The sequence below is a fragment of the Prevotella sp. 10(H) genome, from assembly GCF_000711235.1.
GTDB lineage: Bacteria > Bacteroidota > Bacteroidia > Bacteroidales > Dysgonomonadaceae > Dysgonomonas.
Genome location: NZ_JOMI01000009.1, coordinates 466,616 through 482,553 on the forward strand (window position 1 = coordinate 466,616; position 15,938 = coordinate 482,553).

General features: G+C 40.3%; 7 protein-coding genes. 2 read left to right on the top strand and 5 right to left on the bottom strand.

Annotation, left to right across the window (positions count from 1 at the left end):
• Positions 1–29: 29 nt before the first annotated feature.
• Positions 30–3,359, top strand: coding sequence for a TonB-dependent receptor (locus tag K348_RS0117435; protein ID WP_081852617.1), 3,330 nt, complete (start codon positions 30–32; stop codon positions 3,357–3,359).
• A 24-nt stretch (positions 3,360–3,383) separates the two neighbouring features.
• Positions 3,384–5,279, top strand: coding sequence for a RagB/SusD family nutrient uptake outer membrane protein (locus K348_RS0117440; RefSeq protein WP_029906825.1), 1,896 nt, complete (start codon positions 3,384–3,386; stop codon positions 5,277–5,279).
• A gap of 171 nt (positions 5,280–5,450) precedes the next feature.
• Here the strand turns inward: K348_RS0117440 and K348_RS0117445 are convergent, their stop codons facing one another.
• From K348_RS0117445 to K348_RS0117465, 5 genes are all read right to left on the bottom strand, one after another.
• The gene (locus tag K348_RS0117445; protein ID WP_029906826.1) at positions 5,451–7,601 is read right to left on the bottom strand and encodes a glycosyl hydrolase; all 2,151 of its coding nucleotides are present in this window, start codon (positions 7,599–7,601) and stop codon (positions 5,451–5,453) included.
• A 28-nt stretch (positions 7,602–7,629) separates the two neighbouring features.
• Positions 7,630–9,315: a hypothetical protein gene (locus K348_RS0117450; protein ID WP_029906827.1), complete on the bottom strand. Its 1,686-nt coding sequence runs from the start codon at positions 9,313–9,315 to the stop codon at positions 7,630–7,632.
• A gap of 97 nt (positions 9,316–9,412) precedes the next feature.
• On the bottom strand, positions 9,413–10,777 hold the full coding sequence (locus tag K348_RS0117455) for a DUF3863 domain-containing protein (protein ID WP_051698013.1): 1,365 nt from the start codon (positions 10,775–10,777) through the stop codon (positions 9,413–9,415).
• Positions 10,778–10,809: 32 nt separating this feature from the next.
• The gene (locus K348_RS0117460; RefSeq protein WP_029906829.1) at positions 10,810–12,480 is read right to left on the bottom strand and encodes a RagB/SusD family nutrient uptake outer membrane protein; all 1,671 of its coding nucleotides are present in this window, start codon (positions 12,478–12,480) and stop codon (positions 10,810–10,812) included.
• A 20-nt stretch (positions 12,481–12,500) separates the two neighbouring features.
• On the bottom strand, positions 12,501–15,872 hold the full coding sequence (locus K348_RS0117465; RefSeq protein WP_029906830.1) for a TonB-dependent receptor: 3,372 nt from the start codon (positions 15,870–15,872) through the stop codon (positions 12,501–12,503).
• Positions 15,873–15,938 lie beyond the last annotated feature (66 nt).

Sequence of the window (15,938 nt, forward strand, 5' to 3'; positions counted from 1 at the left end):
TAAAAAAAGAGAACCGCATTCTTAAAATTATGAAAGTCTCATTCTTACTTTTCTTTTTGTGCGTCTGTTCTGTAAAAGCTAATGATGTGTATTCTCAGACAACAAACATATCATTGAAAGTAAACAAAGCCAGCTTAAAACAGATTTTCTCGAAGATTGAACAACAGACAGACTATGTGTTTATTATTTCCGATGAAGTAGGCCCTGAGTTGAATCGGATAAATGCGAACCTGAATGCAAGTGATGAAAACATCACTGAAATATTGGATAAAGTTCTATCTGACACCGGTATTAACTACCATGTTGTCGGCCGCCAAATCTCTGTTTTCAAAGGACAAGCTAAAAACAGTGAGCAAAGCGTGCAAACACCGGCAGAAGATAAAATCAGAATAACAGGACAGATTACAGATGAGAAAGGGGAACCCCTGATCGGTGTATCTGTCACTGTAAAGGGAACAACCAATGGTGTGGTCACTGATCTCGACGGAGTATATTCGATATCTATTCCAAATAATAAGACTATACTTGAGTTCAGATATATCGGATTTGTGACTAAAGAAGAAACTGTTGGTAATCGTCGAATCCTGAATATTGTGATGACAGAAACAGTCAGTGAACTGGATGAAGTGGTAGTAGTAGGGTTCGGAACGCAGAAAAAAGCATCTGTTGTGGGTTCCATTACTACTATCGAACCGCAACGTCTTCAGGGATCAACACGTGCTGTCAGTAACAATCTGGCCGGTCAGCTAGCCGGAGTGATAGGAGTTCAGCGTTCGGGTGAACCGGGAAATGACGGCTCTCACTTTTGGATACGCGGTATTTCTACATTCCAGAATAACAGCCGTAGTCCGCTTATATTGGTAGATGGTATCGAACGGACACTAGATGATATGGATCCAGCCGAAATCGAATCTTTCTCTGTATTGAAAGATGCAGCTGCCAGTGCCGTTTACGGTGTACGCGGAGCAAACGGTGTTATACTGATAAATACAAAACGCGGAAATATAGGAAAGCCGACAGTGAATGTACATTTTGAACAAGGCTTTACCAAACCGGTAAAATTGCCTAAGTATATTGGTTCGGCAGATTATTTGTCTCTTGTAGACGAAATACGCGCAGATAATGGTGAGGCACCACTCTACGGACCTGAACTAATAGCGAAATACCGTGATAGGGTCGATCCGGAATTATACCCTGATGTAAACTGGGTAGACGCCATATCGAAAGATCATGCATCTAATCATCGTGCAAATATAACCGTAAGTGGAGGTAGCAATACATTGCGTTATGCAGTGGTAGGCTCATATTACGGAGAAAACGGAATTCTCGTCCGCGACAAGAGCTTATCATGGGATCCGAGTTTAAGACTGAATAAATATAATTTACGCTCTAATGTAGATGTGAATATTACTCCTACAACTCTTTTGCGTATAGGCGTAGGCGGATATTTACAAGAGAAAGTAGCTCCCCGTGCAAGCGTTAACGACTTATTTGACAGAGCATTCGAAACACCGCCTTATGTACACCCTACGATTTATTCTACAGGAGAAATTCCTACCCTGAAAAATCGTTCCAATCCTTGGGCACAAGCTACACAGGAAGGTTTTAGCAGAAGCAGCAGCAGTAAGATCGAATCTACTTTTGGCCTCGAGCAGGATTTGAAGTTCATTCTGCCGGGATTGAAAATAAAAGGGATTTTTTCATTCGACAGATATTCAAACTCTTGGGTAGAGCGCTTCAAAGACCTTGCACTTTATAGTCCCGCCACCGAGCGTAACGAAGACGGTAGTCTTAAATTAGAGGCGCCGTTTCAGCGCGGAAAAGATTTCTTAAGTACAGAAAAGAAGCAGGACTGGGGAAACAAAAGTACTTATTTCGAAGGAAATATAACATATAACCATATGTTTGATAAGCACAATGTGGATGCAATGTTCTTGTATAATCAACGTGATTATGACGACGGAGATGCTGTTCCTTACCGTCACCAGGGGATTGCAGGACGTTTTTCTTATTCGTATGATTATCGCTATATAGCCGAATTCAATTTCGGATACAATGGATCTGAAAACTTTGCAAAAGACCATCGTTTCGGCTTCTTCCCGTCTTTCGCTTTGGGTTGGTATTTATCTGAAGAGCCGTTTATGGAACCTTTTAGGAAGACTTTTTCTAAGATAAAATTCAGAGGTTCATATGGGTTAGTTGGTAATGATAACCTCGATGGACGGCGTTTCGCTTATATTTCCACTATTCAGCAAATGGATAACGGTTACAGGTGGGGAACAAATAACGACTACGAACGTAAAGGATTTCGTGAAGGCGACTTTGGTATTTTAAACCTTAAATGGGAAACGGTAGAAAAGATGAATATCGGTGTGGAGCTAGGGTTGTGGAACGAACTCGATCTTCAGGTCGATTACTTCTCAGAGCATCGTAAAGATATCTTTATGAGGCGTAATACAATTCCTACGGCAGCCGGTTTTATAAATACTCCATGGGCAAACTTTGGTAAAGTAGACAACAAAGGGGTAGATATTTCATTAGATTATCATAAGAGGATAAACGATGACTGGCATCTGAATGTACGCGGAAGTGTGACTTATGCTGTAAATGAAATAATAGAAAAAGATGAGGCTCCGGGTGTTATCGGCACTCACCGTGCAGAAACCGGCCGGCCGGTAGGTCAGTTATTCGGTTTGGTGGCAGAACGCTTATTTACTGAAGAGGATTTTGAAGATGTAGCAACAGGGAAATTAAAAGAAGGTATTGCCAACCAGACATTTACAAATATGCTTCGCCCGGGAGACATTAAATATGTAGATGTCGACGGTGACGGTGTTATCACCCCAAAAGATAAAAAGGCTATAGGGGGTACATGGGATCCGCAATTGATATACGGATTCGGAGCAAATGTCGGCTTTAAAAACTGGGATTTCAGTTTCTTCTTCCAGGGTAACGGACGTACATACCGCTTTATAGGTGATGCAAACTTCCTTCCATCTGCAAATGGTTTAGGAAATTTCCTTACTAACTACGATGATCGTTGGACGGTTGACAACCCAAGTCAGGACGTATTTTATCCGCGCGCTTCACTTTCACGCAACGATAATAATAACCAGCAGTCGACGTGGTGGCTGCGTAATATGAGTATGCTACGTATGAAGGATGTAGAACTAGGATATTCATTACCTAAAAAATGGATGGAGAAAGTAGGAGTAGCCAATATGCGCCTTTACCTGCGTGGTAATAATCTGTTGACAATATCTGATTTCAAATTGTGGGATCCTGAGGTGGATACTGCTACAGGTGCCAAATATCCTATCATGAAATCTATTTCACTGGGTTTTGATATAAATTTTTAGTCTCATTGATAACCATTAATAATTATGAAACTTATAAAGTATTTCTATTTACTGATAATTTGCTTTTCTGTAAGCAGTTGTGCGGATTTTCTGGATAATGCTCCGGATGACCAGCTCACTCTCGAGATAATTTTCAATGACAAAGAACGTACGGAAGGCTGGCTGGCAAATATATATTCGGGTATTCCCGATGTTATATGGTCGTATGCAAAATATATCGGATATGATACCATGTCTGATGATCTGACCCCCTCATATCGCTGGACTCCATGGGATTGGAAACCGATAGACTTTACAATGGGTAACTGGTATACCGATTCAGAGTGGAAATCTAATTTCTGGAACGAACTGCCACAACGTATTCGTCAGGCATATATCTTTATAGAAAATGTACATCCTACCCGCGACTTATCCGAAGCAGAGGTAGAGAATATGAAGAATGAGGCGCGTTTTCTGATTGCTTACTATTATTGGATTAATACCAATGCATACGGTTCTGTTCCTTTCTTCGATGACGTCGTCGATGTAAATGCCCCTGTGGAAGAACTAATGAAAGGTCAGGTACCATTCGACGAGATGGTAGACTGGGTCGACGGACAACTTTTCGATTTGTCGAAGAAATTACCTGCATCTTATTCCGAAGCCAGAATGTACGGCCGTGCAACTTCAATCATGTGTCTTGCTGTACGTGCCAGAATGCTGTTGTTCGCAGCTAGTCCGTTAGTAAACGGAAATCCTGATTATGCCGGATTCCAGAATTATGATGGGAAGGAAAGATTTAACTCAACATATTCTGCTGAAAAATGGGTCAGAGCCACAAAAGCCTGTAAAGAGCTTATAGATGCTGCACATGCTGCCGGACATAAGTTATATTATGAATATAATGAAGATGGTTCTATCGATCCGTTTATGTCTTACCAGAATATGATGTTCCGCAGGGAAGCTGACGGAAATAAGGAGATCTTATTTGTCCGTCCCGATTGTAATTTTGGCGAATATGAAGGTCATGCAACTCCTCGTGGTTGCAATGGAAATGGTGGATTAGGCGTTCCTCAGTCATTGGTCGATGCATTCTTTATGGAAAACGGTTTGCCTCCTATTTTGGGATACAATGCAGATAATACCCCTATTATCAATGCTACATCAGGCTATTCCGAAAAAGGATTTTCTACAACGGAAGAAGTACGGAATACTAAATGGAACGAAACTCAGGGAGACGGTAAAGTCACACTGGCCAACACGTTTAATATGTATTGTCATCGCGAGCCGCGCTTCTATGTTTCAGTGTTATACAACGGTGCATGGTTCAAGTCGGAAGGCAGGACAACGCGTTTTATGAGCGGCGAATGGGACGGTGGCCCTACTCACGATGCACCTCAACAGGGATATCTGGTAAGAAAAAAATATCATCCAGAGACTAACAGACGCGAAGGTTATACACCTTACAGACCGGGAATAGTTTATCGCCTCGGAGAAGCATATCTGAATTATGCTGAAGCTTTAAACGAATCCAGCCCGGGTAGTGCAGATATCTTAAAGTATTTGAACCTGATACGGGAACGGGCAGGAGTTCCTACTTACGGTTCGGCTGCAGGACAGATTCCCGCTCCGAGCGGACAGGCAGCAATGAGGGAAGCTATCTATCGCGAACGCCGTGTAGAACTCAACAATGAGGGTATACGGTACGATGATATCCGCCGTTTGAAATTAGGTGAAAAACTGCTCAACGGTGATGTTATGGGAATGAACTTTGGCGGAACAAAATATAGTGACGATAAGAATGATCCTGAATCCTTTTTTGTTCGTACGAAATCATTTAGAAAAATATATTCTAAAAAATGTTACTGGTTCCCTGTTCATCAAGGAGAGATCGATAAAGACCCTACATTAGTACAAGCTCCGTTTTGGGTTACAAAATAAAAAGGTAAGAGGTTAAAGTAGTAAATAAATGAGTTTTTAAATGCCCATCCGGATAGATCGCACAGGTCTATCCGGATTTTTTAGGTATTCTCTTATGAATAAAATGCAGATGAAGAATCACTTCCCATCTGCTTTATTTATTGCTTTGTTGCCTTATTGAAGATTGTACTGTTATTTCTCAATTAAGAATAAAGACCGACAAGCAGGAAGATTAACCTTAACCGATGTTTTCCCATTTACAGATTTTATTTCTTCCGGATTTTTGGATATTGTTCCCGAATGCGGATCCCAAATTTCGAGATTATATTTACCTTTCAATTCAAATTCTGTAGTTATATCTTTTTTATCTGGATTTGCGAGGAACCATATATTCTTCCCATAAAGTATCTTATGCATATTACGAACAGGAGTACCTGTAAAATTCATCGCATACCTATCCTGATATTTATTCATAACCTGTTGGAGATTACCGACAGTAGGATTTTCAATAAAATGAACATTTTTCTTCTTTATAAGATCATTAGTCATTCGTTTCACCTTTTCAGTATCTGCATTTAATGTTCCCGTCACAGGCAAATGAGTAGTGAAAATGACAATACCACCTGCATCTGCAAATTGTTTAATCATTTCCAGATTGCTCATGGAAATCGTTTTACAAGCCGGAATTACTAAGTGTGAAAAAGAATTGTACTGTATCCTATTATTCAGTTTCAACTTGCCTTTCTCGATCATACATTGCTCGTCCAGTACATCCGGGTGCAGGAACATATGATCGTAGCCGAGACTATCGAAAAGATTGACGCCTACATTTACATAGTCGAGGTCAGGAATTTCTACTCCGCCTTTATAATGCCCCAACGGCCCGTCCATATAATGTCCGCTCTGCTGCGTGTGAATCGGATATAATACAGCAATATCACCTTTCCAGCGCGCATCGTTCTTCATCAGTATATTAAGACGCGAAAGATAATCTGTAAGAATAGGTATGCTGTCTGCATAGATAGGATTCCGTAAAGAAAGTTCAGGCTTGAACACTACCTTTTCGGTATTATACCATACTGCGTGCGGAATCAGCATATTAATTCCTTTTACATACTGATCCATTGCAATTCCGAATATCTGGTGCCAGTCTATATTTCCCATGGCCCCGTAAGTTTCCGACATAACCAGTGAATGATCCCAGTTGTAAGCCGCTGAACTAACCAGTTTATAGAATCTTTCTGCCGGACGATCTCCACCGATCTTATCTATACCGGGAATATCGAGATATTTAAAGCACTTCATAAAGTCGCCGGATGTGCCTACACTATTAAGTATCTCTTCGTTGTCCTGATGGCCTGTAGCATGTACACCATGCTTTTTACTCCACTCGCTCACTTTTTTGATATATCCTTCGGCATACAATTCTGAACGGAAGCCAAAAAGATAATTGCGGGCTTCGGCTGTTTCTTCACCTATATCATACCAAAGAGCCGGATAGTACAGTGCCGGATTGATACCATAAGTCGCTTCGAATTTTTTATTGAAATCAGGAGTCCAAGTACGGCCATCGGCATAATACATAGTCGGTTCGTCGAAGAAAGTGCCGTCTATTACATTCCCGAAATATTTAGAAAAGCGCTTGTAATATTCTTCATGCGTCATTCCTATATAAAGATCGGCAGCTTCCGGACTCAAGTAATCCATAACTGTGTTTCCGGCATTAACACAGGTAAAGAGCATTACTTTCCAGCTGCCATTAGGTACTTGCCAAGTCAGATTACCATTCTTAACAAATTCTATAAGATCAATCCTTTTTAAATTCGTTGTATCCATTGCCACAACGGCCATTAACGGATCATCCGGGAGTTTGATTGTAAATGTGTTCCCGGATTTCGCCGGATATTCCGTTTTATCGAGCCGTTTGTTGGTAAATTCAGGATATTTCAGTTTAAAGCGTCCGACACCATCTCCGTTAATGTCACCGGCAGTGCCACTAGGGAAACCATACTCATCATAAATGCACAGCTTTAATCCTATTTTTTGAGCCTCCTCAATACATGTCCGATAGACATCGAAGTATTCCTCCGTCAGATATTTTGGCTTGAAGTCTTTTCCGAAAGGAAGTATACTTAGCCCTCCATAACCAGCTTTTTTGAAATCATGCATCTGGCGTATGAGTTCTTCTTTTTCTACTTTCGAGTCGTTCCAGAACCAAAGAGGACAAGGGCGGGCATAGCTTGGAATTGTTTGAAAATCATCAGCCAGTTTTTTCCATTCCTGCCCTTTGACGGGATTGAATGTTAATAAGGTAAATACTGCGATTGTAATGAGTTGTTTCATTGTTAAAGGTATTAATGAGGAGGTTATATTATAATTTATTTGTACAATCGACAACTAATTTATTCTCCGAAGGTATCAGGCGGAAAATATAATCTGCTTCAGCATTAGCACCTTCAACTGTTCCTTCTGTACATGTAATACCGTATTTATAATCAGAAAACTCGGCTCTGATCTGATTTTTCTCTATAGAACGGAACGGCAATTCTTTTCCTTGGGCCGTTTTAAGTTCAAGTGTCCATTTGAAATCTTTTTCTACAGGCTGGCAGGAAACTTCGAATTTGTCCTCATGAAATACTATTTTGAAGACATTATTATTCTCGTCCTTGCATTCCACTTGCAGAATATCTTTAGCTATTTCCGTTACCGTTGGCTCAATCAATAAGACTTCTTTTTTATTCCCGTCTTTATCTATCTTATTGATACGAAGTCCGGCTCTGTAGTCCGTTGTACTCCACATATAGCCGTCTACAACAGGAAGTGTGAAGTATAAGAACTGATTGCCCTCTCCCGGTTTATTGAGGTAAGGAGATGCGAATTTTTCGTCGAAAAGATGTATATCGCGAAAACGGAATGATTTTCCTTCCCATAAAAGATTTGTGCGATAATAACGGCTGTTGAACCAAACGGTTTTGCGGCCTTCATTCCGTATATCCGTCAGGGTTGTCACTGCTGTAGGAGGAGTGGTCGGGAATTTCTCTTTAAACCATTTTCCTGATTCGCCCAGTGTTTGTATCTTGATCTTATCCATTTTCTTAAGGGAGTCGAATATAGGGAACTGCATTTCCAGACCTTTCTGCATACCGTTCCAAGTGAAAGAATTTTCTTGGCCGGCCTGTGCATAATTGAATGCAAGGCATGGTTGATTTACAATGGATTCAAGAAAATATTCAACCCATTTTTTATCCATGCCGGAATCCCTGTATACAGGCTCCAATGATATAACTCCCTGTCTTTCGTGTCCCAGTCCTGTATCATATTGGTAAATAGGGTCGCTGCCCAACATGCGGAAGATGGGAACAGGTATCTGTCCTTCTGTCGTTTGTGCAGGCATGTAGGCATTCAGCTTACTTGGATAATAAGCTTGATTCCAATATCCGCCCCAAAGAGTATATCCGTCGGTACCGACTTGGTCTTTACAGTTGCACGAAGCAATTATTTTGTATTTATCGTACATATATGCGAGCGTATGCGAATCGATATACCACGAACCTACCGATTCAGGGTATTTGCCAAATATCTCATTAAATTTTTCCATGTATACATCTACCAGTTTCTCTCTTTCTTGCGGAGTATATCCGGTTGTAAATGCAATGTTTGCATGAGAAACCCAGGAATGTTCTCCCCGCCACTTTATACCGGCTGCTTCAACATGAGGCTGCGTGATTTCCCACCACGCACCGATTTCCGAATCCGATTTTAATTCTTTCTTCAATAAATTCTGATATAGCGGATTTATTAATGCGTCGTACTGTAGTAAAAAAGTGGCTGAAAAAGAATACTTATTCAGCAATTTGATTTGTTCCTCAACTGTCTCAAACAGCAGGCTGTCGGCATTTTGTACACGGTAGTCAGTCTGTCGGATAAAATTAACAATATTGATAATTCGAGGCGTATCCGATGCATTCTCATTTTTGGCCTTATCTGGTTTAGGATTACAGCTCATACATACAATACAGAGTACTAGTACAGCAGCCAATACTTTTCTTAGATTCATAAGTGATTTAATTAATTTCAAATTATGGTTAACATAACCGGCTGTTTATTGGACGATAAACAGCCGGATAATTATTTAGTTTCTTTCAGGCACTTTGTTAATCTGAATACAAATATGGGTAATGTTTTTTAATTAACGAAATTCCTTCGGTTGATATTTGACTGATAGGTTTGGGCCTGTCCTGCGGGCGTGACTGTTTCTGGTTGATTTCACCCAGCAGGCTCCATTTACGGGTCATATCCTTGGGCTCTTCCGCTTTCAGGTTGTAATTGGTAAAATCAATTACATATTCGGCATTTCTCCTGTTCTTCTGCCAGTCTTTGACCAACGCCAGCCGGAAATCCTTATTCATAAACCAGCGTATCTGCAGGTTGATATCCGAACCTCCGATGCCCGAACCTTTCTGTTCGAAACGGTAATTGAAGGAATTATCCTTGTAATGTTCCCTCCAAAGTAATCCGAATTCACCTTGAGTGATAAACTTTACATCCGACCAGTTCCGCTTGATCTCGTTCAGCCAGTCTTTCAATCCTGAAACATCGATCGGTAGTGATAATTCCCAGCAGTTTGTAACCCATGCAAAGCCATTCAGTTCAAAACCCCTGTCATAATGTAAGGCTGTTGTATGCAGCATTTCTGTGAGTCCGATAAGCTTTCCGTATGCATAAATCGTTTCTATAGGTCCTACCCCCATCCGGCTGTTGAAACCTCCGGCAAAACCATCCCTGCGGGCAGCAAGGAAATCCATCGACCATCCGTCGAGGTTTACACAGTCGATAAAATCGTCTTTCCCCTGCGCCGGTTTACAGAAATGCTCTTTTGAGGGATAGAAAGGGTAGGAAACAGCCCCGTCGCCGTCCTGATTATCGATAGAGAATTGGCTCCATATGTTTCCCTGACAAACATGAATACCTTCCTTTTCAGCCAGATACTGCTGATTTTCGGCAGCAAGGAATCCAGCCAGCACACTTTTAGGGCGGAATCCGTTACCTACGATCTCGCTGACTTTTGCCAGCCCGTCGTGCAGATCCTTGTTTACCTGCTCACGTGAATTATATGCATTTGCGAAGTAAGCCCCCGGGATGAAAGTGATATCATCCCCGTACTTATGATGATAGCCGACTACCAGTTCACGTATTTTCTTATAGTTGTCGGTTTGGTCGTGCAGGGCCAGCCAGCTGAACGCCCAGGTGATTCGAGCTTCGGGATATTCTGAGGAAATAGCCTCGCGGAATGCAATGACGCGTTCGGGAGTATGAGCACCGCGTTCGTCCATTCCTTCATTCCTGTCGCGGCTAACTTCGATCTGGTTGACACGGATAATCGTATTAAAGGTCAGGAAACGATTGCCCATCAATTGATCAGGAACCTTCGCCTTATTTTGTCCTTGAATACTGATAATAAAAGTACTAAAGACAAATAGGAGAATAAAAACAAATAAAATCTTATACGTTTTGATCATCTTTCTTATAATTTAATATTTTATTAATCGCTTTACCAACCCGGGTTGTTGGGAAGTAAATTTGAATTTTTGATTGTTTCATCCAGTGGAAGCGAATAATAATAATGTTTGGGGGCTGTAAAGAAGCGATTTGCTGCGGGCTCTACAATAAGGAAGCCATCAGCATCTACTGAGCCCGGATTATTATCGTTCAACACTTCTAGTTCCTCGTATTCTGTTCCTTTGTATTTTATGCCCCGTATTGCCTGCTTTAGTTCCGTTTCGGCTGTTTTCCAACGTCTGAGGTCATCTCGTCTGAATCCTTCAAAAGCTAGTTCAACAGTACGTTCTCTGCGTATTTCGGTAAGCATGTCCAAACCATTTGCATTAACAAACTCATTAGTCAATGGTGGCATTTCTACTCCTTTTCTACCCCGGATAACATTTATTGTATTTTTTAGTACTTCATTACTTATCTTCTCTTCTTTTTCAAATGTTGCTTCAGCCAGAATAAGCAGTACTTCGGGATAACGGATAATATGATAATCATAAGCAGAACTATTTATCCCTATACCAACTATTTCCCCCATGAATTTCCATGATTTATATCCTGTACGGGTTTCAGGGCGGATATTGAATTTAGGATTACAGACAGCATTTCCAAATTCCACATTTATATATTCCGTTCCCGGTATAAGAAAAGTTTGTGACATACGAGGATCACGATTTTCAAATTCGTCTTTTATCGTTTCATAACCTTTAAATCCGGAGCCATTCACTTCAATAGGTAAGCCCGTGCTTTTACACAGATACATATCGGCCATCTTCTTTGTAGGTATATCTCTCCATCCATAAAAAACAGAATGGGATGTGGAATGCATGCGAATATCTTTTTCATAACGGTTGTCAAGAATAGCCTCATTCGCATTATCTCCTTTGTCAATAAATAGTTGACGATAACTGTCATCTCCTTCGCTTTCGAAGAGTTGGTATTCACCGCTTACCCTTACAAGCTCAGCAGCAGTAATTGCCTGGTCGAGTAGTTGCTTATAATCATCGCGGTGTTTATGATATTTTGCCCAGGTGCCGCTGTAAAGCGCCACTCTTGCCTTTAATGCTAAAGCTGCTCCTTGTGTAACGCGCCCTTTTTCGTCAGATTTCAGTTCGCTTTTCTTAGGCAGTTTAGAGTAACATTCTTCAAGGTCAGATAAGATGAAATCTTCTACGTCCTTCTGTGAGTCTCTTTTAGCATAGAGTTCGGGAGAGTCTACATTTAAAGGGACTTTTATAATAGGAACATCGGTAAACCTTTTCATCAGCCTCCAATAATTATAAGCACGGAAAAAATGAGCCTCAGCTACATATCTTTCTATTTCAGAAAAATCCTTGGCATATGTTTTACTTGCTTCTATGATTCTATTACACTGACGCAAATCAGAAAATCGGTCGTTCCAGGCGCCATCGGTATTTGCAGCAATGTATGTGCCGTTACTTGTGGAGTTTTCGTTAAGTCCGTAAGAGATATCACTATCTGTATCTCTTGCATCGAAAGATTCCATGCTGTTATAGAGAGAATTCACAGCTTTCATATAATCCTCCGGACTTTTCCAAAACAAATCGTCTGCTAACTCATTTTTTGGTAATAGATTTATATCCTGACAGGCATTCATGGATACCATCATTACCATTGCGACAAAGATTGAAATTAAATATATTTTTTTCATGATCTATTATTTTTCAAAAATTAGAAAACAATATTTACCCCAAATGAAAAATTGCGGGTAAAAGGATAACCATTATACGATCCTCCATCTTCGGGATCCCATCCATCAGGCAAATTCATTATCTCAAATACATCTTCTCCACTAAAGTAGAATCTGACTTTCTCCAGATTGACTTTCGAAACAATATTCTTAGGTAAAGTATAACCAACCTGAATATTTTTCAGGCGTGCATAGGCGGCACTATGCTTTGTATTTGTAGAGACCTGATAATTGTAAGTTCTTTTTCCTTTCAGCGTTATTGCCGGATATTTTGCGTCGATTCTTTCCGGTGTCCAAGTTTTACCATACCAATATTCAGGAGATTGAAACCAAGAATAATAAAAAGGTATACTTGCTTCACCTTCCAAAAATATAGTTCGCTTACCTACTCCTTGCATGAAAGCTCCGAAATCAAAGCCTTTATACTCCATGTTAATATTTAATCCGAAAGAATATCGCGGATTAGTATTTCCAAGGTAAACAACGTCGCCGCTTCCTTCTTTTCCATCGCCAAGAACAGATAATTTACCGTCGCCATCAAGGTCTTTGTATTTAGCGTCTCCAACAGCCAATTCTCCAGGTAATCCTCCATTTGAGAAAAGAGCTTTATAATCGGCCAATTCTTGTTTGTTCTGAATAATTCCATCAAATACATATCCAAAATATGAACTCATTGGATATCCTGCAGGATGATTATTCCTACCAAGACCGATAACTTCATCTCCGATTCTGCGTGCAATTTTGTTTTGAGCATCACTTATATTGGCTCTTACAGAATAGCTGAAATTTCCAATCTGGTCTCTCCATCCTATTTGCAACTCCCAACCATGAACCTTCAAATGGCCATCGTTTGTGGCAGGAGCAGACGTTCCTAAAACAGTAGGATAGGTTACCGGCACAAGCATATTTTTATTCTCTTTCCAGAAATAATCGAACGAGCCATGTAGTCTGTTATTCAAAACTGAGAAGTCTACACCTAGATTCTTCGAGTAGATTGTTTCCCATGTACGCAAAAGAGAAGTTAATTTCTTAACATCTGCCATTTGCCCTTTTTGTCCTTCAACAAAAGGATAATAGCTGCCACTAATGGAGATCGTTTTTATATAGTCATATAGTCCGATACCGGATTGATTTCCCATCTCCCCGTAAGATGCTCTGAATTTGAGATCATCGAAAATGATTAAAGACTTCATAAATTTCTCTTCTCCCAGACGCCAGGTTAGATTTACTCCCGGAAACCATCCCCAACGATGATCAGGGTGGAAACGAGAACTACCGTCTGCACGTAAAGTCCCTTCTACAAAGTATTTTCCTGCAAAACCATAATTAACCCTCGAGAAGAAAGAATTGAGAGTCCACGCATTTCCATCGCTCCAAGCTTCCTGATCTTTTGAACTTCCTAGTTGTAAAGACATATTCTCTTGTTGATCGAAGTTTATACGTCTGGCTTTCATATGGTCATAATCAGAAGACTCGTTTGCTCCACCGGCCATAAGTCCAAGGTCATGCAAACCAAATGTCTTTTTATATTCTGCATAGAGAGTAAAATTCTTATAAAGCGTTTTACTATAGTTGCGCTCCGCACTATTTGGCACTACGTGAGTTTGATGGTTTACATTCTCCCAGTTACGAGCATATATTGACTTATTGACAATATTTTTATCGTTATCTGCTTTGCGTATAACTGCTCTTCCTAAGATATTGAGTCCATCTATAACCTGCCAGCGAAGCTGATTGTTGATAGTGAAATTCCCGGTAGTCATATTAGATTTTCCACCTTCTTCGAGGAATTGTGCAGGATTACCATATCCCTGAAAAGAGTAATATTCTCCTGCAGGGTTTAACATTGGCGCCCAACTGTAATTTTTATAAATCAGCTCCCAAATGTTCATCCCGTCACCTATAACGGAGGAATAATTTCTGCTCGATGCTTCGTAAGATAGGTTAATATCCAAGTCTAAGTTTTTCATTAATTCTATATTAGACTTAGCCCTGACGAAATATCTCTTATTATTATCAGTTCCGAATTTTAGGATTCCATCCTCTTTCTGATGTCCTAATGAAATCATGTAAGAATATTTTTCGCCACCTCCGGTGAGACTCACAGCATAATTCTGAATAGCCCCGTTGCCGATCATTATATCATTCCAATCCTGATTTTTATAGAATTTAGGAAATCCGTTCCATATTCCCCATGTGGATCCAAGAACGACTTCATCACTTCCTGCAAGAATCAAAGCCAGTTCATTTTCACTATATTCCGGCTGAAAAGACCCGTCTTTAATTTCCAGTCCCATAACAGCATGCTGGTATAAATTAGTTGTTTTTTTGATAATGGAAGGTGTCTTGATAGAATATGAAGCATCTAACGATATTTTCATTTTCTGATTTCTTTTACCTCCTTTTGTGGTAATCAGTATCACCCCATCAGATGCACGCGAACCATAAATAGCAGCCGAACCGTCTTTAAGTACAGATACATTTTCAATATCGGCCGGATTTATTGCATTTAGGTCACCCTCCGCTCCATCTATTATAATTAAAGGAGAACCACCATTTTTAGAAGATACATCACGAATGCGCACAGTAGGGCTGCTTCCCGGGGCACCGCTTGTACGGATAACAGTTAGCCCGGGAATTTCTCCTTGCAATGCATTTGCTGCATTATTTACCGGACGCGATTGAAAGACTTTAGAATCAGCAGTTCCAACAGCACCTCCAAGATTGACTCTTTTTACTGTACCGTATCCGATAACAACTACTTCATCCATTTCCCGTATCTCTTCCTGGAGTGTAATATCTATAGTTCTTCTGGTTCCTACATGTTCTTCCTGTTTTATGAACCCAATCATTGAAAAAACAAGAACCGCATTTCCATCAGGAATGTTAATGGAATATTGTCCGTCGTGGTTTGTAATAGTACCAGTGGTAGTACCTTTAAGTGCAACGCTCACCCCGGGCATTGTTTCTCCGGATGAATCTTTTATCACACCTGTTATTTTTATTTGTTGCTGAACAGCACTCTGAATATTAGTATCAGTATCGGGATTGTTTTTCTCTGTAAGGATAACATCTTTGTCAATTACTTTGTATTCTACATTATGACCGGAAAATAATTCATCGAGGATAGAAAAAACAGCCTTTCTCTCTGCTTTTACTGATACCACACGGTCTACATCGACCAGCTTGTTATTATAGTAAAAGCGGAATTCAGACTGTTTTTCGATTTCGTCAAGTACATCAGCCACTTTTTTGTTTTCAATGTCGAGTGATAATGTAACTTGTTGAGCATAAGAATGTGACGCAAATGCCACATTTATAGATAAAACTAGCAATATCAGGGATAATTTCATAGCAAGAGGAATTTTGTGTAACTTGAGGAAACGGTTACAATACCCCCAAGTTTGTTGGAGATGAAA